Raw genomic sequence first — 23426 nt, forward strand, 5'->3', positions numbered from 1 at the left:
GCTGCAAGTAGCAAATGCGCATACTTTTTGTCCTGCCGAAATGCGAGAACACCACACACCCCCGCACACAGTTCCGGCTATCGCTTTCAGCTACACCGACGAGAGCTGAAGATAGCGATAATTAAATTCATTATTTGTTAACCTCGCCGTCACCTAGTTAGCAATTAGCCTTTACCAATCTAAGAAATCATTAGACAGCAGGCTTCTTTGGCGTGCCTATTTTTGCTCTCTGTACGTAACTTAGAAAGGTGGAGCATGTCCTCGGCTCCAGCGAATACTAGTTCGTCGACCGGGACCACATCATCTGAGCAATCGAGCTCCTCAGATAAGTGGTGGCACCTCTTCTTCGGCGGGCTTCTCGCAATCAACATCGTAATTTTTGTCTTCTGGGCTTATGACTTTGTGGGCCCGCAGGCAAATACGGCAATTCTTCTGATTACCATCGCGTTCGCCGTCTTCATGGCGTTCAACATCGGCGGTAACGACGTTGCTAACTCCTTCGGTACTTCAGTCGGTGCCGGCACCCTGAGCATGAAGCAGGCGCTTGTTGTCGCTTCAGTCTTTGAGGTTTCGGGCGCCGTCCTCGCTGGTGGCGAGGTTACTGACACCGTCCGTTCCGGCATTGTGGACCTGAACGCAATCCACGGTTTGGACCCGATGGAGTTCGCCTTCATCATGATGTCCGCGCTTCTCGGCGCGGCAGTGTGGCTCCTCGTTGCCACCCGCATGGGTTGGCCAGTTTCCACTACCCACTCCATCGTCGGCGGTATCGTCGGTGCCGCACTGACGGTCGGTTTTATCACCGGCAAGGGTGGCTGGAGCATGGTCCAGTGGGATCAGATCGGTCAGATCGCCGTTTCTTGGGTCCTCTCTCCGCTCCTCGGCGGTTTGGTCGCGTTCCTCCTGTTCGGCGGCATTAAGAACTCGATTCTCGTCTACAACGACAAGGCTTCCAAGCAGCTGCAGGCCATCCACCAGGAAAAGGCGGACCTCAAGGCGCAGCACCGCGACGACTTCGAAAAGCTCCCTGAGCACGATCAGATCTCGTACACCAACGCGATGCTTCGCGACGCGACGACGATGCGTGACAACGACTGGACTCCGGATGACCTGGAGTCTGAGTACTTCCGCAAGCTCGTCCACATCGAATCCAAGGTTGATGATGTCCGCGCTCACCGTGCGCTGGAAGCTTGGGTTCCGGGTCTAGCAGCCCTGGGCTCTATTGTCATCTCCGCGATGATGCTGTTCAAGGGTCTGAAGAACCTTCACCTAGGGCTTTCCAGCCTGGACAACTTCCTGATTATGGGCATGATCGCCACCGCAGTGTGGCTTGCCGTTTACATCTTCGCGCGTACTTTGAAGCGTCAGGATTTGGATCGTTCCACCTTCCTGCTGTTCAGCTGGATGCAGGTCTTCACCGCTGCTGCGTTCGCTTTCTCCCACGGCTCGAACGACATCGCTAACGCGCTTGGCCCGTTCGTGGCAATTCTGGATGTTCTCCGTACCAACGAGATCTCTTCCGAGTCCGGCGTCCCGCTGGCAGTCATGACCACCATGGGTGTCGCTCTCATCTCCGGTCTGTGGTTTATCGGCCGCTTCGTTATCAAGACCGTCGGATCCGGCCTGACTGAGATCCACCCAGCATCGGGTTTTGCCGCAGAGCTTTCCGCTGCTGTGGTCGTTATGATTGCTTCCCTGCTGGGTCTGCCGGTTTCCTCCACCCACATTCTGATTGGTGCCGTTCTCGGTGTCGGTATCGTTAACCGTGCCGCTAACTGGAACCTGATGAAGCCGATTGGTTTGGCCTGGGTTATTACCCTTCCGGCCGCTGCAGGTATCTCGGCAATCACCGTTTCCATCCTCCGCGTCGTCTTCGGCTAAGCCCACAAAAGCACGCCACTTTTACCCCGGCGGTCACTTTCTAGTGACCACCGGGGTATTTTTACGTCTGGCGCTATCCAAGTAAGTTTGGCGCTATCCAAGTAACAAGTAATCTGAGGCCTACAGAATTTCGGCGTATCCTATAGGCCACCATGACTGCCCCAAGAAAACCTTTTACTCGCGCAGATAAATCCATTCGGGAATCAAGCTCCGACATCGAGATTCAACATCTCGGCCTTGTCGACTACGAAGAGACCTGGCACCTACAGGCAGACCTTGCTGCCAAGCGTGCGAAAGACCTAATTCCAGATCAGGTTCTCGTGCTTGAGCACCCGAGTCTTTACACAGCAGGAAAGCGCACCCAGCCGGAGGACCGTCCTACCAATGGGTTGCCGGTCGTCGATGTCGACCGCGGTGGCCGCATCACCTGGCACGGCCCGGGCCAGCTTGTGATGTATCCCATCATCAAGCTCGCTCAGCCGGTCGATGTGGTGGACTACGTCCGCAGACTGGAAGAAGCCCTCATTCAAACCGTTCGCCGAGCCGGCATCGCGGCTGCTGGCCGCATCGATGGCCGCTCGGGGGTATGGGTTCCCGCATCAAACGGACTGAGCGACCGAAAGATTGCGGCACTGGGAATCCGCGTGACCCATGGTGTAACCATGCACGGACTCAGTCTGAACTGCGACAACTCTATGGAGTTCTACAACTACATCATCCCGTGTGGCATCTCCGATGCTGGAGTGACCGCCCTATCCCGGGAGCTTGACCGAAATGTTAGCGTGTCAGAGATGACAGAGCCGCTTCTGGCAGATTTGCAAGATGCTTTGGAAGGCCGTTTGACCGTTGCCGACCATTCCTTCGGCTCCGCGCCCGACCCCACGAAGGACCTGCCACACCGGGTGAAGCACAACTCCACCACCGGCATATTCGAGTACTCATCAACAAAAGAGTAGGATGAAACTGTGACTGTTAAGCCAGAAGGACGTAAGTTACTGCGCGTCGAGGCACGAAATGCCGAGACCCCTATCGAGAACAAGCCCCGGTGGATTCGCAACCAGGTTCGTCCGGGCCCCAGCTACAAGGACATGAAAAACCGTGTCTCGGGTGCCTCTTTGCACACGGTCTGTCAGGAGGCTGGCTGCCCGAACATTCACGAATGTTGGGAAGACCGCGAGGCCACCTTCCTCATCGGCGGCGATAAGTGCACCCGCCGCTGCGACTTCTGCCAGATTAACTCAGCCAAGCCCGACCCATTGGATAAGGATGAGCCGCGTCGTGTTGCGGAATCCGTCCGCGAGATGGGTCTTCGTTACGCCACTATCACCGGTGTCGCCCGCGACGATCTGCCCGACGGTGCATCCTGGCTCTACGCTGAGACCTGCCGCCAGATCCACGAACTCAACCCGAATACCGGAGTCGAGCTCCTTGTCGATGACTTCCGTGGCGACGAATCTGCAGCACAGCAGGTCTTCGATGCCAAGCCTGAGGTTTTCGCCCACAACGTGGAGACGGTGCCTCGTATCTTCAAGCGCATCCGCCCCGCATTCCGCTACGAGCGTTCCTTGGAACTCATCACTCGCGCTCGCGAAGCTGGACTGGTTACCAAGTCCAACCTCATCCTGGGCATGGGCGAAACCTATGACGAGATCATCTCCGCTATGCAGGATTTGCACGATGCCGGCTGCGATATTCTGACGATTACTCAATACCTCCGCCCCACTCCACTGCACCATCCAATTGAACGTTGGGTTAAGCCGGAGGAGTTCGTCAAGCTCTCCAAGACCGCTGAAGAGATGGGCTTTGCCGGCGTCATGTCCGGCCCGCTGGTCCGCTCTTCCTACCGCGCTGGACGGCTCTACGCCCGCGCACTGGCGCACCGCGGTCAGGAACTGCCGGCGCATCTGTCCGCGCTTGCCGACGACAACGACAACAACCTCGCGCTTCAGGAAGCCTCGACGCTGCTCGACCGCTATGGCGCATCGGAGGATACGCCAGTCACTTCGGCTATTCCGGCTTCCTAGAGGCTGACGGCCGCAGCGCCGTCGTAAAGCGAAACGGCGCTACGGCGCGGTCTATTGCCTAAAACTACATCGCATGCCCTAAAGTTGGTGATTATGGCGACCAATGATGCGAAAGAAATGAAGAAGGCGAACCGCGCCGCCAAGCGCGCTCAGCGTAAGCAGACTCGTAGCCAGATGTGGCAGGCGTTTAAGCTGCAGCGCTCGCGGGACAACAAGCTCGTGCCTTACATGGCGCTGGGCTTCTTCGGTCCAATTATCCTGCTGTTACTGCTTGGTCTGCTCATTGGTGGAGTCTGGCCCTGGGTTCTGACGATTATTGGTATCTCGATCGGCTTTATGGTCGCGATGTACATCTTCTCTAAGCGTCTTGAGGCGTCCTTCTACACAGAGGCGGAAGGCCAGGCCGGCGCTGCGGCGTGGACGCTGGACAATATGCGTCAGGGCGTTGGCTATGTCTGGCACGTCAAGACCGGTGTTGTCGCTAATCAGCACATGGATGCTGTTCACCGTGTTATTGGTAACGCCGGTGTTGTGCTGGTCGGTGAAGGTGATCCGAACCGCGTCAAGCAGATGATTGCTCGTGAAAAGAAGTCGCTGGCACGCATTGCGGGCGAAGCTCCGATTTACGACATGATTGCTGGTAGCGACGAGGGCCAGGTCCCGCCGAAGAAGCTGCAGCGCGAACTCATGCGTTTGCCGCGCAACCTGAATAAGGATCAGGCTAACGCTCTGAATGAGCGCATCCAGTCGATGGACCGTATTCGCGATGCGCGCGCGAACATGCCCAAGGGTCCAATGCCGAAGGGCGCTAACCCACAGGCCGGCATGAACCGTCGTGCGCGCCGTGCCGCCAATCGCGGCAAGAAGCACTAGAGGTTTTAGCTAGGTTTCACCAGGGTCGGTTGCTCGGGCAACCCACCGAGGGGCAATCTAGGTTGAAGCAGAAAAAAGGGGCTTTCGGGCCCCCTTTTTTTGTGCTTTAAAGCTTTAAAACGATGCCTAAAGCCATGTCTTCACACACAGTTATTGATGTCTTGTTGAAGTGATTGCTCTCACTTATCACGCTGTCAGCAAAGGTCGTATCCTTGCTGGAAACAATGCTTAATGAAGATTACTGCTAGTTGTGCCACCATGGGATATGTGCAACTCTTGGCTGAAAATGAACTCTTAGCGCTTCTAGTGATTTTGTTTCTTGGCCTGGCAATTGGCCAGATCAAGATCTTCGGCTTCAAGCTTGGCGTGGCTGCCGTCCTCTTCGTCGGCCTTATCCTCGCGACTATTGAGCCGGAAATTCAAATCTCCCCGTTGATTTACATCGTGGGCCTGGCATTATTCGTCTACACCATCGGGTTGGAGGCGGGCCCCGAGTTCTTCAGCTCGTTACGCTCGCGCGGTATCAAGCACAACCTGTTCGGCATTGGTGTGCTCGCAGTTGTCACTATCGAGTCTTTCTTGCTGATCAAGTTTTTGCCTATCGACCCGGTGGAGGGCGCAGGCGCCTTCACAGGCGCCCTGACCAACACCCCGGCTATGGCCGCAATCGTCGATGCTCTTCCTAGCCTCATTTCGGATAAGGCCGAGCTGGCCGCTGCCCACGATATGCCGGTGATTGGTTACTCTCTGGCCTACCCAATCGGCGTGCTGGCAGTGATTGCTTCTATCGGTATTATGTCGAAGGTCTTCCGCGTCGATCACGACCAGGAAGCTATTGACGCAGGTGTTGCCGCGCTTCCGCTGCATACTCGGGACATCAAGATTCTCAAGGACGACCTGCCTTCCATCACTGACCTTCCGTCGAAGTTCGGTTTGGACATTACGGTTTCACGCATTGAGTACAAGGGCCACCTCTACATTCCATCACCGGGTGACACTGTCTCCGTCGGCGATATTATTTCCGTCGTCGGTACAGAGGAAGAAATTGCTCGTGCCGCCGAGTACCTTGGCGAGCTTATGCCAGGCGATCCGACACACGACGGTCGCCTGGACTTCCGTCGCATCTTCGTCTCTGCATCTGACGTGGTCGGTGTCCCCATTGCGGAACTTCAGACTCGCATGGACGGCATGATCATTACGCGTATTCGCCGCGGCGACCACGACATCGTCGCAGAGCCAAACATGCGCCTAGAGCTTGGTGATCGCGTCCGCGTAGTTGCACCGCCAGAGAAAATCAAGGACGCAACAAAGTTCTTCGGCGACTCTTACAAGAAGCTTTCCGACGTCAACCTCTTGCCCCTCACCCTTGGGCTTACGCTGGGTGTCTTGGTGGGTCTCATCAAGATTCCGCTTCCGGGCGGCAGCTCGCTCGCCCTGGGGTCCGCTGGTGGTCCACTGGTTGTGGCGCTGATTCTGGGTGCTGTCGGTCGCACTGGCCCGTTGGTTTGGCCTATCCCCTACTCGGCCAACCTGGCGTTCCGCACCATGGGTCTAGCACTGTTCCTGGCTGGTATCGGCACCACTGCCGGTAAGGGATTCCAGGCTGCGTTGTCTGACCCGGCATCACTGACAGTTCTGGGTCTTGCCGCCATCATCGCGTTTAGCTCCGCACTGTTGACCCTCATTGTCGGTCACCGTGTGCTGAAGATTCCATTCGGCCAAACTGCGGGTATCCTCTCGGGCTTGCAGACTCACCCGGCAGTGCTCTCATACGTCAACGACCAGGCCAAGAACGAGTTGCCGGCAATGGGATACACAACGGTGTATCCAATGGCCATGATCATGAAGATTATTCTCGCCCAGGTCCTGGTCGTGTTGGTGCTATAGCGCTAACCCAAAATGACGGCCGTGCCAGTGGCACGGTCGTGCATGCCGCGCATATCCGAGTCGGTGATTGCTGGCGGCAGCAAGAAAAGAGTAAGCAAGCTGCGGAAGAAGGCACGAACAAAGCCAACTCGCTCGCTGGGCTTGTCCACGCGAGCGACACCCATCTTCATCATCCACTGGCCCGGAGTGCGGGCGAACAGCCAAACCGACACCGTGCCAATAATGAGGAAGACAACTGGCGAATAGGTCGCAAGGAATGACTGCCAGGCGATAAACGAATCTCCGAACTGGTCAATCTGCGCCTCGCTCGGGCCGAAGAACATCGAAAAAGCGCCGGCAATCATCAAGGAAATAATCCAGTCAATGAGAATGCCGCCGACGCGACGCATCAACGTCGCTTGCGATCCTGGGCCATCGGGGGCAAGACCCAATGCCTGGCCGGGATAGTCCGAGAGCTTGTCCGGATTATCGAACTCTCCCGGAATCTGAGGGCCATCTAGCCAACTGTGCTTTTCTTCCATGGGTTCATAGTCTAGTGCAGCAATCCGGCTATCAAATCACGGGCTGGGACAGCCATTCAGCGCGTGCGGGGGTAATCCGGGGGCGATGTTGCGTCGCCTTTTCCATTTTCTTATCAGCATGGGAGCTAAAGGCTCGTCGTAAAGCGTGTGTGACATGAATGCGCAGTATATTGCCGTGTTTCCATAAACAGATAATCCGCTCCCTATTTGCGTAACCCATTCCGTATTGGCGAATTCCTCACGCGCCATGCCAGAAATTCGTGGTTCTAATTCCAGAATGAATGCGTGGTTCGTTAAGCTTGAAGGCGTCAACCGGCCAGTCCTTGACAGCGCGGCAGGTGCACGAAACAGCGTGCAAGAATTCCCTGCTGCGTACTAAACAAGGCCAACTAAGGAGACCGCACATGTCCTTCAAAACTCCCGAGGAAGTAGTCGCGTATATCAAGGAAGAGGGCGTCGAGTTCGTAGACGTCCGCTTCACGGATGTTCCCGGCATCGAGCAGCACTTCACCATCCCGGCATCCGCATTTGACGAGGACGCGATGGCCGAAGGCCTGGCATTCGACGGTTCCTCGATTCGTGGTTTCACTTCCATCGACGAGTCCGACATGGCACTGCTGCCCGACCTGAGCACCGCGCGCATTGACCCGTTCCGCAAGGCAAAGACTCTGAACGTAAAGTTCTTCGTCCACGATCCGTTTACCCTCGAGCCGTTCTCCCGCGACCCACGTAACGTCGCGAAGAAGGCGGAGGAATACCTCATCTCTACCGGCATCGCCGACACCTGCTTCTTCGGCGCTGAGGCGGAGTTTTACATCTTCGACAACGTCAAGTTCGAGACCGACACCAACCGCGGCTTCTACGAAGTTGATTCCATCGAAGGCTGGTGGAACCGCGGCAAGGACCAGAACCCGGACGGCTCTGCAAACCTGGGTTACAAGACCCGTCTGAAGGGCGGCTACTTCCCTACCGCTCCGTACGACCACTACCAGGACCTCCGCGACAAGATGTGCCTGAAGCTCGCTGACGCCGGCTTCGACCTGGAGCGCGCCCACCACGAGGTCGGCACCGGTGGTCAGCAGGAGATCAACTACAAGTTCAACACGATGTTGCACGCTGCAGACGACCTGCAGACCTTCAAGTACATCATCAAGAACACCGCCTGGGAAGAGGGCAAGTCCGTCACCTTTATGCCGAAGCCGCTGGCTGGCGACAACGGCTCGGGCATGCACGCTCACCAGTCGCTGTGGAAGGACGGCAAGCCGCTGTTCCACGATGAGGCCGGTTACGCAGGCCTGTCGGACATCGCTCGCTGGTACATCGGCGGCATCCTTCACCACGCAGGTGCGGTACTGGCCTTCACCAACCCGACCCTGAACTCCTACCACCGCCTGGTCAAGGGCTTCGAGGCTCCGATCAACCTGGTCTACTCGCAGCGCAATCGCTCTGCCGCTGTTCGCATTCCGATCACCGGCTCCAACCCGAAGGCAAAGCGCATCGAGTTCCGCGCCCCGGACCCGTCGGGCAACCCGTACCTTGGCTTCGCTGCCATGATGATGGCCGGACTGGACGGCGTGAAGAACCGCATCGAGCCGCACGCTCCGGTCGACAAGGACCTCTACGAGCTCCCGCCGGAGGAAGCCGCCGACATCCCACAGGCTCCGACCTCTCTCGAGGCCGCGCTCGAGGCCCTGCGCAACGACCACGAGTTCCTGCTCGAGGGCGATGTCTTCACCGAGGACCTCATCCAGACCTACATCGACTACAAGTACGAAAACGAGATCGAACCGGTTCGCCTGCGCCCGACTCCGCAGGAATACGAAATGTACTACGACTGCTAAAGTTTTCGCTTCACGACGGCCACAGCAAGCACCCCCCCCATTGCTCCTAGTGGCCGCCTAGCTGCTTGAAGTCAATAGCCAAAACCGTCTGACCACAGTAAATGTGGCCAGGCGGTTTTTCGTTGCGGCCATGCTGACTGCGGGCGCCTGGGCCCGCATACGCGCGCGTATGTGAGCACGAATTTGTGCGCGGTTCCGGGCCACTCCCCTGAACAGGGTCATACACCACCACAAAAGGGCCGCGACCCCTGCACGAGTAGAGTTGCACACTCTCCGCCCCAGTCTTATCGATGCAATATTCACTTGTCGATGCGCTATAGCGTGGCCATAAGTGAACAGCGCATCGACAAGTGACAGGGTGGGGAGGATACCGTGCGCATAAGTGCCGGACAGCCGTCGACAAGTGAAGGAAAATCATCGATAAGTGCCAGAAAAGTGGCCATAAGTGCGAGGGTGGCGCTAGGGACAACACGAGGGACGGATGCGAGGGACACCGCAAGGGGGCGGACACCAAGAGCGGATGGGGCATGCTGCGAAGGTAGGACGCCAGGCAATCACGCCCGTTGAACCAGAAATGTGTCGCAACTTAATGACATGTGACAAAGTTCATAAACATTGATGCGTGGGAGGATAATTCACTCATCTGTAATCGTTCTCAAAAAGTATCAATTGTGCATGTCGAAGTAGTTATTACGGGCAACTTATTGACGGAAATTGGGCTCTGTCGCTGTGACCGTCGTAAAGCAGAAATGGCGTGCTGAAAACTACGTAAACGCCCCCTACGCTGTGGTTTTTCCGTATGGTGGTACGACATACCCCTCGGAAATGGCGCCTCGAGAGCCCGCGCCGAGGCGTTTTGATTGATTCTGGAGAGCATGCATCTGGAATAACTTAAGCCCAGCCGCCGCATAGGGTGGCCGATGAACATTAAGAAGGATTTGAGCATTCTTGACTAACGAAAACGCTGCCAACCCAGAAAACTCAACTCGCATTGATTTTCTCTACCTCAGCGAACCTGACATGGTTGAAGCTGGTGTCACGGATTTCGCCAAGTGTGTTGAGACCATGGAAGAAACCCTGATTCTGCTGGCCGACGGCGACTACCGGATGGCCGGCGCTTCCGCTAACTCCCACGGTGCCCAGATCAACTTCCCGGATAACCCAATCCATGAGGGTATGCCGGCAAATGGCCCTGACCGTCGTTTCATGGCAATGCCCGCTTACCTCGGTGGTCGCTTCAACGGCGCAGGTGTGAAGTGGTACGGCTCCAATGCCGATAACCGCCAGAACGACCTGCCACGTTCGATCCACCTGTTCATTCTCAACGATGCAATTACGGGTGCCCCGAAGGCTGTCATGTCGGCAAACCTCCTGTCGGCCTACCGCACTGGCGCTGTTCCGGGTGTCGGCGTCAAGCACCTGGCCGTCGAAGACGCCGAGGTCGTTGGCATCATTGGCCCGGGTGTTATGAGCCGCACCATTCTCGGCTCCGCTATGTCGCAGCGTCCGAGCATTAAGAAGGTTAAGGTCAAGGGCCGCTCCCAGGCTTCGACCCAGAAGGCTGTGGATTGGATTAAGAACGAGTTCCCGCAGCTGGAAGAGGTCCGTATCGTCGAGACCGAAGAAGAGGCCATCCGCGACTCCGACATCCTCATCGCCGGCACCTCGACTTCCTCCGATGGCCCGTCCGGTTTCCCGTACTTCAAGAAGGAGTATCTGAAGCCCGGCGCGCTGCTGCTCATGCCGGCCGCTGCACGCCTCGACGACGACTTCGTGCGTTCCGACGACTGCAACCTCGTCGTTGACTACACCGGCCTGTACGAAGAGTGGTTCAACGAGAACGGCCCAGACGTGACCTATGAGCGCTTGCTCGGTATTCCGGGTAACCGCTGGTGGGACATGAAGGAAGAGGGCACTCTTCCCGCCGAGAAGCTTGTCAACATTGGCGATATCGCTTCCGGTAAGGCCCCGGGTCGCCAGAACGACGAGGAAATCTTCTGCTACTCCATCGGAGGCATGCCAGTCGAGGACGTCGCCTGGGCCACCGATGTCTACGACAACGCCCTGGCAAAGGGCATCGGCACCAAGCTGAACCTGTGGGATGTTCCGCTGCTGAAGTAGTAGTGACCAGTAATTTCAACACCACGATTAGTAAGCTCAACAAGCTAGACGCGAAGTAGGCGAGTTTTACCAATGGGTAAGTTCAAACCCAGCAGTGACCAGACAACTCCGGAAGGAATCCAACGATACATCCGGGACAATGACATTCGCTGGGTAGACGTCCAGTTCACCGACGTTCCCGGCATCGAACAGCACCTAACCGTTCCGGTATCCGAGTTTGATGAGGACTCAGCCTACGAGGGCCTCGCCTTCGACGGATCGTCCATTGCGGGTTACACCTCGGTGGATAACTCCGACATGATGCTGCTGCCCGACCTGGACACGGCTTTCATCGACCCGTTCCGTAAGTCGAAGACGCTGAACATGAAGTTCTTCGTCCATGACCCGCACACCCGCGAGCCGTTTAGTCGCGACCCGCGCAATATTGCCCGTAAGGCCGAGAACTACCTGAACGAACTGGGCTTCGCCGATACCTGTAATTTTGGCGCTGAGGCAGAGTTCTACATCTTCGACTCCGTCCGCTACGACTCCAGTTCAAACAAGTCATTCCACGAGGTGGACTCGGTTGAGGGCTGGTGGAACTCCGGTGTGAAGGTAAACCCGGACGGATCGCGCAACCTCGGCCACAAGGTGCGCACCAAGGGCGGCTACTTCCCTACTGCTCCGTATGACCACATGCAGGATCTCCGTGACGAAATCGGCGAGCACCTGCAGGATGTTGGCTTCCATGTTGAGCGCTCCCACCACGAGATGGGCTCCGGCGGTCAGCAGGAGATTAACTATCGTTTCAATACCCTGCTGCACGCCGCCGATGACATGCAGACTTTCAAGTACGTGGTGAAGAACACCGCCAAGTTCAACCAGAAGTCCGCTACCTTCATGCCGAAGCCGTTGGCCGGCGATGGCGGCTCTGGTATGCACATCCACCAGTCACTGTGGAAGGATGGCAAGCCACTATTCCACGATGAAAACGGTTACGGCGGCCTGTCCGACATGGCGCGCTACTACATTGGCGGCATCCTGAAGCACGCCGGTGCAGTCCTGGCTTTCACCAACCCGACGATGAACAGCTACCACCGCCTGGTTCCGGGATTCGAGGCTCCCGTCAACTTGGTCTACAGCCAGGAGAACCGCTCGGCCGCCATCCGAATCCCGATTACCGGCGCAAACCCGAAGGCCAAGCGCATCGAGTTCCGCGCTCCGGACCCGTCGGGCAACCCGTACTTGGCTTTCACCGCCGCAATGATGGCTGGTCTCGACGGCATCAAGAACCGCATCGAGCCTGGCAAGCCGATTGACAAGGACCTCTACGAGCTGCCACCAGAGGAACTCAAGGACGTCCCTACCGTCCCGCATTCGCTGGAGGGTGCGCTGAAGGCGCTGGAGGAGGACCACGAGTTCCTGCTCGCCGGCGATGTCTTCACACAGGATCTCATCGACGCGCATATCCGCTACAAGTTCGATCAGGAGATTATGCCGGCACGTCTGCGCCCGACGACGCAGGAGTTCGAGCTCTACTACGACTGCTAGCACTCGCCCAGTCAAGCTCGCTTGACGACGCCCACACCGCTACCCCACCTAACCGTCTTGGGGTAGCGGTGTTTTTAGCTGGGACATGCTGTTTTAGTCGACACATTTAGTAGAGCTAGCACCACTGCGAACTAAACGGATTGGGGCTACCCTTGATTGTTATGAACAACATGTCACTGACCCGTTCCACCAATAACAAAATGGTTGCAGGTGTGCTCGGTGGATTCGCTGAGTATTTCAACTGGGATGCGACTTTGCTGCGCGTTATATTTGTCGCGTCTTTCCTGATGCCTGGTCCGCAGTTTCTTCTCTACCTCGCAGCATGGATTATCATGCCGAAGGAAACTTACGTATAAGCGCGGTCGACCGAAAAATGCCTAAATAGCCATACCTTGGAGTTTTTATCTGATGAGCGACGCCGCTCCCGAAAAGTCCACCAAGAAAATTTACCGCTCGCGTAATGACCGCCTCCTCGGTGGCGTCCTCGCAGGAATCGCGGAAAGCCAAGGCTGGGATATCACTTTCACACGAATGGTCTACATCATCCTTCCCTGCGTTGGATCGATGATTGGCTGGAAGATTGGCGCTGGATTCCTAGCTCTTTACCTCTTAGCCTGGTTCGTCCTGCCAGATGGCGAGTACACGCTTGACGACGATGCCCGCGGCTCCAACCACGCAGAGAAAGAAAATAAGCAATAAACGTCAAGCTTAATAAGATTGATACCTTTCCGTTACTCGCAACGCCCTCACCAGCACTATTCCAATTTCGCAATCACGCAAATTCGGTAACAAATAGAGCATAGAGTGCACAGACTCGCGCCATTTGACTTGCACAGGCCCCAGAATTACCTAGTGTTCTTTCTGTACGGCTTTGAAGCCACACCATCTTCGAATGTCCGATATTCAAAAGAATTGTCAATTTCTCTTTGAATTTAATTCGGACAAATAGTGGAAGATGCCAATAATTGAATAGGTAACTTAGTTAGCTCTCAAGAAAGTGGTTTTGAAATGCAGAACAAGAAGACGACCCGTATCGCTACCGCAATCGTCGGCTCCGCCGCCCTACTCGGCGGCCTGGCTGCATGTTCTTCCGATGATGCACAGGATGCTGCTAACAACGCCAAGGATCAGGCTGGCCAGGTAGCAACCGACGCCACTGATAAGGCTGGCGACGCTATGGACGGCGCTAAGGACAAGGCCGGCGAGGCTGCTGATGGCGCTAAGGACAAGGCTGGCGAGGCTGCTGATGGCGCTAAGGACAAGGCCGGCGAGGCTATGAACGGTCTGGGTCTGGGCGACGCTGCTGGCGAGGATGTGGCAGAGGCTGACCTGCCTGAGTCCATCACCGAGGCAGCTTCTTCCTTCACCTCCCCGTACGATTCTGAGGCTGGCGAGTTCAAGTCCGCTAAGAAGGTCGGCGACGCAGTTGCCGCTGAATACGAGAACGTCACCTTCGTTGAGTCCCCGGAGACCAACGGTGCACAGCCGCTGATTGGTAAGATTCGCGAGACCTGGGTTGCCAACGGCGCACTGGAAAACGAGATTGGTCTGCCGACCGCTCCGGAGTCCGAGATTGAAAACGGCTGGGAGCAGCCGTTCACTAAGGACACCATGAAGTGGACCTCTGAGGACGGCCAGAACTACTCCGACTCCTACGAGAACAAGTAGTTCTACACGAACCGAAAGATTTTGAGCGTGCCGGGTGGCACGCTCTTTTCTTTCCCCCTAGCTAGTTAAATCCCCCTTTCCCCTAGCCAAAAACGCCAGAGGCACCGCGCCGATGTGCGCCAACAATGTTGATATCGACAATCCCCACGGCAGCCATTGATGCAAAGACCGTGGTGGGGCCTACGAACTTAAAACCAGCTTTCTTCAATGCCTTGGCAAGCGCCTTGGACTCCTCGGAGTAGCTGGGCACCTCTTCGATTGAACGTGGCTCGGGAGACTTCTCCGGTTTAAACGACCACATCAACTCGGCTAAGCCGCCGTTTTCACGCAGAGCAATCGTCGCCGCGGCGTTATTGATTACCGCGGTAATCTTCCTGTGATTCCGAATGATTCGTTCATCATTCATCAATCTTTCGACATCTTCGTCATCGAAATCAGCAACCGCATCGGGGTCGAAGTTCGCGAAGGCTTCCTGAAACGCGGGCCGCTTCTTCAGCACTGTCTCCCACGACAACCCCGCCTGAAATACCTCCAGGCTGAGCCGTTCGAATAGTCCTTGCTCATCGCGCACCGGCATCCCCCACTCGGTGTCGTAGTACTCTCTCAGCAGCTCACTGTGAGCAGCCCATGCCGGTCGAGCCAATCCATCCTCACCGATGATGAGCCCATTGTTTTCCGTGTAGTCCGATCCAATTTTCATCAGTCTTTCCAATCCCCCAATTCCGGTTTGACTTAGCTGAGCACCGCAGCTCTTAATTCTTATGCTTGTGTTGACGCCCAACCAGAGCGCCATACACCAGATCCAGCGTCGGCGTTTCCACTTTCGCCTTCTGCCCCATCCGGCGGATTGCGCCAATCTGGGCATCGAGCTCATTGGTAAGTCCCGCGGTGTAGTCGCGCTGCATCGACGAGGTGTTGTCGTACCCTTGAGCATCAGTAAAGGCCAAGGTCCGCGACACGATGTCCTCTGGCAGCGCAACGCCGCAGGCTCGACCGACTGCCTCGGTTTCTTCAAACATCCGCGTCAAGCTGTCGCGCATTTCCGAACGCAAGTAACCAATCGGACTATCAGCCAGGGCACCTAGGGCACCGAGGTTAGCCACGAACATCGCTTTTGCCCAGATATCGACCCAGATATCCGGGAGCTGTTCGCCACCGAGCCCAGCCATGTGCAATGCCTCGATAACTGCCCCGACCAGGTCATTAGTGGAGTCATCGAATGTGCCGATGTTCAGGCTCATCGGTCCTGGTCGGAAGGTGACTTCTGCCGGGCCAGTGTGGATAAAGAAACCGCGGATAACACCCGGGAACACCTTGTCCTCACCGAACCGCCCCGCTGCCAAATAAGGGATTTCCACCGAGTTATGGGTGGTCACCACTGCTGCACCAGCCGGAACTTGCGGGAAAGGATCGTTGCCCGGCAGCGCCTTGGTTGCCGCAATCACAACATCGACGTCGACGCCATCGGCAGTGAGTTCACCCCAATTGTCGGCTGCTTTGACGGGGATAATGCTGCGTTCCCCGTGCTCGTCGATAAGCGTGAGCCCCACCTCACGAAGACGTGTCAGAGTCTCGCCGCGGGCGAGAAAGACGACATCATAACCCGCTTGCACGAGGCGACCGCCAAACCAGCCGCCGACAGCTCCTACACCTAAAACTCCAATCCTCATAGCTGCCACCTTACGGCTTCCGCACTGAGCGCGAAATAGGTTGCATGCGGTTGTCCACAGGCAATCCAGGCTATCCCCAAATGTGAAATTTGAGCTTGAATTACTACCTTGTCAAAACTATGTAAAGCGGAGTAGGGTCGAAGTTAATAGATATCAACCCAGGGTTGTTACTCTTTTGAGGCAAGACCTGAGGCCCACAGTTTGTGGCGCCTCGGGTCTTTTTGCGTTTAACGGCCCTGCTTACTGTGAAGGAAGGTCACGATGGGGTCGTCAAAAGATTCCAGCGCGAGGGCAATAGTTGAAAACCTCGGTGGACCCGGAAACATCACAAGCATGACGCACTGTGCGACGCGTCTGCGTTTTGAACTCGGTGATGTCTCCAAGATCAACGAGGACAAGATTGACAAGGTGCCGGGCGTACTCGGTGTCGTTCACCAGGGCGATAACCGCTACCAGGTCATCTGTGGCGGTGGTGTCGAATCGATGTACACGGCCATTAAGCATCTACCGGAAATGAAGGGCGCCGGCGCAGTCGCCACTAAGTCCGACGCAGACGTTAAGGCAGAAGCTCGCTCGAAGGCACGCGGCAAGTACTCCTGGTTGGACAACTTCTTCGAGTACCTCTCCGATTCGTTCCGCCCAATCCTGGGCGTGCTGTTGGGCGCATCGCTGATTATCGCTATTGCCGCGGTTCTCGACGGTCTGAACATCGTCGACTTCCGCGCTGAGGATAAGTCCGCTACTTGGATCTTTGTTGACGCCATGTGGCGCAGCGTCTTCTACTTCCTGCCGATCATGGTCGCCTACAACGCAGCGAAGAAGCTGCGGGTAGATCCATGGCTGGGCGCAGCCATCATGGCTGCCCTAATGACGCCGGAGTTTATGAGTCTGCAGGATACCGATCGCTTCTCGGACACCATCAAGACAGTCAACGAGGAACTCGGTACCGAAACTTTCACCGCCAACATCTTCGGCCTGCCAATGCAGCTCAATGACTACGGCGGACAGGTCTTTGTACCGCTGATCATGGTCGCCATTCTGGCAGTGGTCTACCACGGGTTGAAGAAAATCTTCCCGGAGAATGTCCAGATGGTCTTCGTACCGTTTATCTCCATGCTGATCATGATTCCGCTGACGGCTTTCCTCATTGGCCCGCTGGGTATCTGGCTGGGTAACGGAATTGGCTCCGGCCTTGCATGGATGAACTCGAACGCACCGTTTGTGTTCGCAATTCTCATCCCGATGCTCTACCCGTTCCTGGTACCGCTGGGTCTGCACTGGCCGCTGAATGCCTTGATGCTGGTCAATATCCAGACTCTCGGCTACGACTTCATCCAAGGCCCGATGGGTGCCTGGAACTTCGCCTGCTTCGGTGCAACTGCCGGTGTGCTGGTTCTTTCCATGCGCGACCGCGACACACAGATGCGCCAGACGGCAACCGGTGCACTCGCCGCAGGTCTCTTCGGTGGTATCTCCGAGCCGTCCCTCTACGGTATTCACCTGCGCTTCAAGCGGATTTACCCGCGCATGCTGCTCGGCTGTTTCGCCGGCGGTCTGACTATCGCCATCCTGTCGGCTCCGTTCGGTGGTGTGACAACCAACGCCTTCGTCTTCACCTCCCTCATCACCACTGTCGTGTTCAAACCGATGTGGGTCTACCTGATTTCCGTCGCCGTGGCATTCTTCGTCGCCATGTTCGCCATCATTCTCACCGACTACCGCACGCCGGAAGAGAAGGCTGAGGCCGAGGCCGCACGCGCCGCAGAGCTTGACGACGAACCCAGCGACGCCACCCCACACGCTGCCACCAGTGGCTCCGATTCGGCTCCAGCTGAGGCTTCCGGTGACGCTGGTACCAACGCCGAGGCTGCCGCACCGGCTGCTGCGGCAGCTGGCGCCGGTGGTGTCGCAACTGCCGTTGATACCAAGCCTGTACAGGTGCAGGCCCCGGTTGCCGGTGAGGTTGTCAGCCTTGCTGAGGCCGGCGACGCGGTCTTTGCCTCCGGTGCTCTCGGTGACGGTGTCGGTATCAAGCCGACCAGTTCTACCGTGGTCGCACCCGTATCGGGCACGTTGATGACTGTGGCAAAGACCGGTCACGCCTTCGGTATTAAGACCGATGACGGTGTAGAGGTACTCGTCCACGTCGGTATCGACACGGTCAAGATGGCCGGTGAAGGCTTCGATGTCCAGGTTTCCAAGAAGCAGCACGTCGAGGCCGGCGATGTTCTTGCCGAAGTCGATTTCGACAAGGTCAAGGAAGCTGGCTACCCAACCACGACACTGATGACCATCACCAATACCAAGAAGCTGACCAAGGTTTCCCCGGTCACCGGCATCTCCGTCCAAGCCGGCGACATGGTCATCGAAGTTCAGCCATAATTGATTTCTAGAAGGCATACCGGCCTGAAATCCCTCAACTTATGGAGGAGTTCACGGTTACCGACATGGAAATCCTGAGAGTATTCAATAACAACGTGGTCCTGGCCAAGGACGCGACCGGCGAGAAAATCATCACCGGCCGCGGCATTGGCTTCAAGGCCCGCCCGGGGCAGCCGGTTGATTCGAGCAAAGTTGTTCGCATCTTTGTCCCAGCGGAAGGCCGTGATCCGGACCATATTGCCACGATGCTCACAGAAATTCCGCTGGCTCACATGACTCTTGTGACCGATGCGGTAACCGCAGCCGGCCTGCCGGAATCGATGACGAAGAACGCTTCCCTCCTTGTGGCGTTAGCCGATCACATTGGTTTCGCCATCATGAGGGCAGCTAACGGGCAGCGAGCAGATTACCCGCTGCTCGCGGAAGTCAGCCAACTTTATAGTGAAGAATACGCGCAGGCGCAGGCGATTTTGTCGCATATCAATCGCGCTCTCAATGACCGTCGTATAGCGCCATTACCCCGCTCAGAAGCGGTGGCGATTACGTTACACCTAGTCAATGCTGGTTTTTCTACGGGTGATTTGAGCTTCACCTACACCATGACGGGCGTCCTGCAGCAGCTGCTCACAATCATTGAAAGTGATTTTGGCATCACGCTGGAGCCAGAGACTGTCAATGTGGGGCGCTTCATCACACACCTGCGCTACCTGTTCGTCCGGATTGCCAAGCATGAGCAGTTGAAAGATCACTCCTCCGCTATTGGCCAGGCCATCCGTGACTCCGCCCCAGAGGCGTTTCGCTGCGCACAGCGTATCTCCGCAGTCATTGAACTGCGTCTGGGGTCGGGGTTGACGGAAGACGAAGTTTCCTACCTCACCCTGCACATTGCACGCATTGTGCAGGCAGCGGCTGTATCTCCCACCGCCTCCAGGGTTTCCCGGAGCGTGCGCGACGTTGATGCTAAGCAAGCACCAGCGGGCGGCGCACCCGCGGTGGGATGTACAGGCACTGTGCCTGAGTCAGAAAATTTCACATATTCGACCCGAAAGGATTCAACCATGATTACTCGTACCGCTACCATCGGTTCCTCCGTAGGCCTGCACGCTCGCCCGGCTTCCCTGTTCACTCAGGCTGCTGCTGAGTACGACTACGACATTGTCATTTCCCTTGACGACGAAGAGGCCGATGCCGCCTCGATCCTGGAGGTCATGACCCTCGGCGCTAAGCACGGCGACGAAGTCACGCTGAGCTGCGAGGACGACTCCGCAGCTGCAGCTCTGGACGAGCTTGCAGCCATGCTCGAGCGCGACCTGGATGCCGAGTAAGCCCAGCTAAAACACTCCTGGATAACACCACGGCACACCACGACCGACGAGTATCCCCGCAGAGGTCCCGAAAAGGAGATCGGAAGCAATGAACGAGCAGCACACTGTCATCTATGGCATCGGTGTCTCGACCGGTACGGCCAGCGCTGAAGTAGTAAAGGTACTCCCCGCCCCGGGAGTTGATACTCAAGAACCGTCGTCGACCGATCCCGTCGCCGATGGTGAGCGCGTCCGCGCGGCGATGGCCAACGTCGCAGAGTCGCTGAAGAAGCAGGCTGAGCACTCCAGCCCGCAGGCACGCCCGATTCTGGAGGCCACTGCGCAACTGGCTTCCGATAGGGCGCTCGCCAGGGCCGTGGTGAAGAAACTCAAGGCAGGCTCCGGCATCACCCAGGCCGTTCACGATGCCGTTGAGGACTACGCGCAGCTCCTAACCAGTCTCGGTGGCTACATGGCTGAACGTGTCACCGACCTCTACGATGTTCGCGACCGCACAATTTGCGAGCTGCGTGGCCTGCCAAAACCGGGCGTCCCGGATGTTTCCACCCCAACTATCCTGCTTGCCGACGATCTCGCGCCCGCTGAAACCGTGGGTCTTGACCCCGAGTTGGTCGTAGGCATTGCCACCGCTGGAGGCGGGCCGACCAGTCACACGGCTATCCTCGCAGCACAGCTGGGCATTCCAGCCGTCGTTAAGGCGAAGGGCGTCATGGAACTCGAGGCCGGTACCTTCGTCGCCATTGACGGCGGCGCCGGTGAGGTAATTGCGAATCCGACCGCCGATGAGGTCGCCGCGTTGGAAGAGCGTGCTCGACGCCGGGAAGCAGCCCTGGCGCAGTCTGTGGGCGCAGGCAAGACCGCTGATGGGTACCCCGTGAATCTGCTGGCCAACATTGGTACGGCGGAAGATGGTGAGTCTGCAGCAGCGCAGGATAATGAGGGCACCGGCCTGTTCCGTACTGAGTTCCTTTTCCTCGACCGCGACAAGGCTCCGAGTTTGGAGGAACAAACGGAAACCTACACTCGTGTGCTGAAGGCATTCGGTGAGCGACGCGTGGTTGTGCGCACGCTGGATGCGGGTGCGGATAAGCCGCTGAGCTTTGCCGACCTAGGCGAGGAAGAAAACCCGGCGCTGGGTCGCCGCGGACTGCGCCTGTCGCAGGCTCGGGAAGATTTGCTGGATACGCAGCTGGATGCACTCGCCGCTGCGTTTGACGCCACCGGCCGTAAGGCTGACCTGCGGGTTATGGCTCCGATGATCGCAACGGTCGAAGAAACAAAGTGGTTTGCAGACAAGGCACGGGAGCGTGGCCTGCCGAAGGTCGGCATCATGATTGAGGTCCCCGCAGCAGCAATTCGCGCGAAGCAGCTGCTGTCCATTGTGGACTTTGCCTCCATTGGTACTAACGACTTGTCGCAGTACACTATGGCGGCCGACCGTATGCAGGGGGCTCTGGCGGATCTCCTATCGCCATGGCAGCCGGCTGTGCTGCAAATGATTAAGTCCGCATGCAAGGGCGGCAATGCTACCGGCAAGCCCATTAGTGTCTGCGGTGAAGCCGGCGGTGACCCGCTGCTGGCACTGGTCCTGGTGGGACTCGGCGTGAGCTCGCTGTCCATGGCTTCCAAGAAGGTGCCGGCCGTCCGCGCCGCTCTCCGCCTCCACGACCGCGCTACCTGCCAGCAGATGGCAGCATACGCTGTCGATGCCGAAACTGCAGCCGATGCGAAGGCCGCAGTGACCGCGCTGGTGGATCCGAAAGTGAAGGATCTGCTGTAGAGCAGACGGAATTAGTACTAAGCCTGGCGTACACACGCTGTCAGCGTAAACGTGTGCGCCAGGCTCTTTCTCTTTTGTTCGCTGCCCCATCACAGGCAGCAAACTTTCTGGGAAATTTCTTGATTTTCCCTCTCTCGAACGCCCCATTAGGATAAATAGAGTGCCTTCGTCGGCACCACCAACGCCGTCGAAGCCCCTTAATAATTCAAATAAAGACGGCTCATACAAGCCGCAACTTAATTCACGCATCAGGCTCCACCCAGCCCGTGAAAATTCACAATTTCACATTAAGAGTGTCAGTTTTCGACATCGTGGCCTTTCATCTACATGGGCACACGAACTGCAATTGCGCTGCTGTAACGGGCGTTTGCGCCACCGCAGCACAGGCAACAACGGCGTCGCCACAGCAGCTTGCAGCATCGCCCTTGACCTTACGGGCGACACTAATTTAGAAAGAACACAATTCTCATGACCAAGTCGAGCGGAGTGGAGTCCCCGAAGTCTTTCGCTTCCATTATCGTTGTTACAGCTCTCATGCTGTTTTCGATGTTCTTCGGCGCGGGCAACCTCATCTTCCCGCCGAAGCTCGGAGTGGATTCCGGTACCAATTTTGGCCCCTCAATCACCGGCTTCCTGCTCACCGGTGTGGCGTTGCCAGTTCTGGCCATCATCGCCATCGCCATTTCAGGCAACAACCTGCGTGACCTAGCGTTTCGCGCAGGCCGCATCTTTTCCTTGGGCTTCCCGGTAATCGCATACCTTTCCATCGGTGCTTTCTACGCTCTGCCGCGTACCGGTGCCGTGTCGTACGAAACCGGTGTCCAGCCGATTTTCGGCAGTGATTCACTGGCCGTCGCTGCGGCCTTCTACTTTGTTTTCTTCGGTATCGCCTTAGCATTGGCGTGGAATCCAAATGAGATTGTGTCCAAACTGGGCAAGATTCTCACTCCGGCTCTGCTGATTCTCTTGGTTGTATTGGTTGGAATGTCGGCATTCAAATTCGATGCCGCTCCAGCTGCGCCAATTGAGAAGTACTCCTCTACCCCATTTGCCTCCGGCCTAGTCGAGGGCTACCTCACCATGGACTCCATCGCCGGCCTGGCATTCGGCATTATTGTCATTTCTGCCCTCCGCGTCAGCGGTGTCCCAGAGGGCAAGCGTATGGTTCGCGGCACAATGATCTCAGGCCTGTTCGCCGGCATTTTGCTGGCCATCATCTACTTGGGTCTGGGCTATGTCGGCCAGGTGCTGCCGAATGCCGCCTCCTTCGATAACGGCTCGGGCATTCTTGCAGAGGCTTCCAAGCTGGCCATGGGCCAGGTCGGACAGATTGTCTTCGGCCTCATCGTTCTGCTCGCATGTATGACCACCGCTGTCGGCCTGATTGCCGCCACCAGCGAGTTCTTCAACCTGCTACTTCCGGGCATCAGTTACAAGGCCTGGGCGATTATCTTCACGGTCATGTCCTTCGTAATGGCAACACAGGGGCTGTCTCAGGTACTGGCGATTGCCGCGCCGATCATCACCTTTATTTACCCGCCGGCTATCACTCTGATTGCACTGACTCTTCTCGACCCGGTCATTTCCTACTCCTTCAAGCTGCATTACACCTACCGCCTGGGCGTCTGGGTTGCCACCATCTGGTCGGGTATCTCAGTACTCTCCGGTTTGGGTGTCGGTGGTTCTGCTTTGGCGGACTTCCTCAGTCTCGTACCTGGTCAGAGCATCGAGTTCGGATGGTTCCTGCCGACTCTGGCAGCGACGGTGATCGGATACGCAATTGACGTCGTCACGCGAAAGCAGCGCGCAAATCGCCCGGCGAGTGTGCTTGCCGACGAGACCGTTGCAGAAGAGGTAGCCGAAAAGGCGTAAAACCACACCCGGTTATTTGCGTTGCATAACGTAAATACCGCACGCTAGAGA

General features: G+C 57.0%; 18 protein-coding genes and 1 pseudogene. 16 read left to right on the forward strand and 3 right to left on the reverse strand.

Annotation, left to right across the window (positions count from 1 at the left end; genetic code table 11):
* The first annotated feature begins 255 nt into the window (after positions 1-255).
* From CRD18_RS05800 to CRD18_RS05820, 5 genes are all read left to right on the forward strand, one after another.
* Complete coding sequence (locus tag CRD18_RS05800) at positions 256-1881, forward strand: inorganic phosphate transporter (protein ID WP_016423042.1); 1626 nt, start codon at positions 256-258, stop codon at positions 1879-1881.
* 152 nt (positions 1882-2033) lie between these two features.
* Positions 2034-2837: a lipoyl(octanoyl) transferase LipB gene (gene lipB, locus CRD18_RS05805; RefSeq protein ID WP_049192903.1), complete on the forward strand. Its 804-nt coding sequence runs from the start codon at positions 2034-2036 to the stop codon at positions 2835-2837.
* Between the two features lie 9 nt (positions 2838-2846).
* Complete coding sequence (gene lipA / locus CRD18_RS05810) at positions 2847-3905, forward strand: lipoyl synthase (protein ID WP_049192902.1); 1059 nt, start codon at positions 2847-2849, stop codon at positions 3903-3905.
* 93 nt (positions 3906-3998) lie between these two features.
* Entirely contained in the window at positions 3999-4778 is a 780-nt protein-coding gene (locus tag CRD18_RS05815) for a DUF4191 domain-containing protein (RefSeq protein WP_005511046.1), read from the forward strand.
* 267 nt (positions 4779-5045) lie between these two features.
* On the forward strand, positions 5046-6665 hold the full coding sequence (locus tag CRD18_RS05820) for an aspartate:alanine exchanger family transporter (RefSeq protein WP_179078162.1): 1620 nt from the start codon (positions 5046-5048) through the stop codon (positions 6663-6665).
* A gap of 2 nt (positions 6666-6667) precedes the next feature.
* Here CRD18_RS05820 and CRD18_RS05825 read toward each other — a convergent pair whose 3' ends face one another.
* Positions 6668-7186 (reverse strand): RDD family protein, encoded by a 519-nt coding sequence (locus CRD18_RS05825; protein ID WP_049192901.1) that lies wholly within the window; start codon positions 7184-7186, stop codon positions 6668-6670.
* A 404-nt stretch (positions 7187-7590) separates the two neighbouring features.
* Here CRD18_RS05825 and glnA (CRD18_RS05830) point away from each other — a divergent pair, with 404 nt between their 5' ends.
* The 6 genes from glnA (CRD18_RS05830) (at position 7591) to CRD18_RS05855 (ending at position 14346) form a co-directional block, all read left to right on the forward strand.
* Positions 7591-9027, forward strand: a complete 1437-nt coding sequence (glnA, locus tag CRD18_RS05830; protein ID WP_048732575.1) for a type I glutamate--ammonia ligase — start codon at positions 7591-7593, stop codon at positions 9025-9027.
* Positions 9028-9975: 948 nt separating this feature from the next.
* On the forward strand, positions 9976-11148 hold the full coding sequence (locus CRD18_RS05835; protein ID WP_049170206.1) for a tyramine oxidase subunit B: 1173 nt from the start codon (positions 9976-9978) through the stop codon (positions 11146-11148).
* A 72-nt stretch (positions 11149-11220) separates the two neighbouring features.
* Positions 11221-12678, forward strand: coding sequence for a type I glutamate--ammonia ligase (gene glnA, locus CRD18_RS05840; RefSeq protein ID WP_049170204.1), 1458 nt, complete (start codon positions 11221-11223; stop codon positions 12676-12678).
* A gap of 161 nt (positions 12679-12839) precedes the next feature.
* The gene (locus CRD18_RS05845; protein WP_049170202.1) at positions 12840-13034 is read left to right on the forward strand and encodes a PspC domain-containing protein; all 195 of its coding nucleotides are present in this window, start codon (positions 12840-12842) and stop codon (positions 13032-13034) included.
* A 52-nt stretch (positions 13035-13086) separates the two neighbouring features.
* A complete protein-coding gene (locus CRD18_RS05850; RefSeq protein ID WP_070603031.1) occupies positions 13087-13377 on the forward strand; it encodes a PspC domain-containing protein in 291 nt (96 codons plus the stop codon).
* Positions 13378-13686: 309 nt separating this feature from the next.
* Positions 13687-14346 carry a YtxH domain-containing protein gene (locus CRD18_RS05855; protein ID WP_187406590.1) on the forward strand — a complete coding sequence of 220 codons (660 nt, stop codon included), beginning with the start codon at positions 13687-13689 and terminating at the stop codon, positions 14344-14346.
* An 82-nt stretch (positions 14347-14428) separates the two neighbouring features.
* On the opposite strand, the gene CRD18_RS05860 is transcribed toward CRD18_RS05855, so the two are convergent.
* Positions 14429-15046: a DNA-3-methyladenine glycosylase I gene (locus tag CRD18_RS05860; protein WP_049189582.1), complete on the reverse strand. Its 618-nt coding sequence runs from the start codon at positions 15044-15046 to the stop codon at positions 14429-14431.
* A gap of 52 nt (positions 15047-15098) precedes the next feature.
* Positions 15099-16016, reverse strand: coding sequence for a 2-dehydropantoate 2-reductase (locus tag CRD18_RS05865; RefSeq protein ID WP_049189583.1), 918 nt, complete (start codon positions 16014-16016; stop codon positions 15099-15101).
* Between the two features lie 261 nt (positions 16017-16277).
* On the opposite strand from CRD18_RS05865, the gene CRD18_RS05870 reads away from it, so the two are divergent.
* The 5 genes and pseudogenes from CRD18_RS05870 (at position 16278) to brnQ (ending at position 23375) form a co-directional block, all read left to right on the forward strand.
* Complete coding sequence (locus CRD18_RS05870; protein WP_070438610.1) at positions 16278-18398, forward strand: glucose PTS transporter subunit IIA; 2121 nt, start codon at positions 16278-16280, stop codon at positions 18396-18398.
* 65 nt (positions 18399-18463) lie between these two features.
* Positions 18464-19279, forward strand: a pseudogene (locus CRD18_RS11105) (PRD domain-containing protein); the annotation flags it as partial.
* A gap of 177 nt (positions 19280-19456) precedes the next feature.
* Positions 19457-19723, forward strand: a complete 267-nt coding sequence (locus CRD18_RS11110) for an HPr family phosphocarrier protein (RefSeq protein WP_224433282.1) — start codon at positions 19457-19459, stop codon at positions 19721-19723.
* Positions 19724-19811: 88 nt separating this feature from the next.
* On the forward strand, positions 19812-21503 hold the full coding sequence (ptsP, locus tag CRD18_RS05880) for a phosphoenolpyruvate--protein phosphotransferase (RefSeq protein ID WP_187403946.1): 1692 nt from the start codon (positions 19812-19814) through the stop codon (positions 21501-21503).
* Between the two features lie 468 nt (positions 21504-21971).
* Positions 21972-23375 carry a branched-chain amino acid transport system II carrier protein gene (gene brnQ / locus CRD18_RS05885; protein WP_187406591.1) on the forward strand — a complete coding sequence of 468 codons (1404 nt, stop codon included), beginning with the start codon at positions 21972-21974 and terminating at the stop codon, positions 23373-23375.
* The last annotated feature ends 51 nt before the right edge of the window (positions 23376-23426 follow it).

Source organism: Corynebacterium sp. LK31, assembly GCF_014335015.1.
GTDB classification, from domain to species: Bacteria; Actinomycetota; Actinomycetes; order Mycobacteriales; family Mycobacteriaceae; genus Corynebacterium; species Corynebacterium jeikeium_D.

Coding starts and splice junctions, on each gene's coding strand:
- CRD18_RS05800 (WP_016423042.1), top strand. CDS start 256: ATGTCCTCGGCTCCAGCGAATACTAGTTCGTCGACCGGGACCACATCA.
- lipB (WP_049192903.1), top strand. CDS start 2,034: ATGACTGCCCCAAGAAAACCTTTTACTCGCGCAGATAAATCCATTCGG.
- CRD18_RS05815 (WP_005511046.1), top strand. CDS start 3,999: ATGGCGACCAATGATGCGAAAGAAATGAAGAAGGCGAACCGCGCCGCC.
- CRD18_RS05825 (WP_049192901.1), bottom strand. CDS start 7,186: ATGGAAGAAAAGCACAGTTGGCTAGATGGCCCTCAGATTCCGGGAGAG.
- glnA (WP_048732575.1), top strand. CDS start 7,591: ATGTCCTTCAAAACTCCCGAGGAAGTAGTCGCGTATATCAAGGAAGAG.
- glnA (WP_049170204.1), top strand. CDS start 11,221: ATGGGTAAGTTCAAACCCAGCAGTGACCAGACAACTCCGGAAGGAATC.
- CRD18_RS05845 (WP_049170202.1), top strand. CDS start 12,840: ATGAACAACATGTCACTGACCCGTTCCACCAATAACAAAATGGTTGCA.
- CRD18_RS05850 (WP_070603031.1), top strand. CDS start 13,087: ATGAGCGACGCCGCTCCCGAAAAGTCCACCAAGAAAATTTACCGCTCG.
- CRD18_RS05855 (WP_187406590.1), top strand. CDS start 13,687: ATGCAGAACAAGAAGACGACCCGTATCGCTACCGCAATCGTCGGCTCC.
- CRD18_RS05860 (WP_049189582.1), bottom strand. CDS start 15,046: ATGAAAATTGGATCGGACTACACGGAAAACAATGGGCTCATCATCGGT.
- CRD18_RS05865 (WP_049189583.1), bottom strand. CDS start 16,016: ATGAGGATTGGAGTTTTAGGTGTAGGAGCTGTCGGCGGCTGGTTTGGC.
- CRD18_RS05870 (WP_070438610.1), top strand. CDS start 16,278: ATGGGGTCGTCAAAAGATTCCAGCGCGAGGGCAATAGTTGAAAACCTC.
- CRD18_RS11110 (WP_224433282.1), top strand. CDS start 19,457: ATGATTACTCGTACCGCTACCATCGGTTCCTCCGTAGGCCTGCACGCT.
- ptsP (WP_187403946.1), top strand. CDS start 19,812: ATGAACGAGCAGCACACTGTCATCTATGGCATCGGTGTCTCGACCGGT.
- brnQ (WP_187406591.1), top strand. CDS start 21,972: ATGACCAAGTCGAGCGGAGTGGAGTCCCCGAAGTCTTTCGCTTCCATT.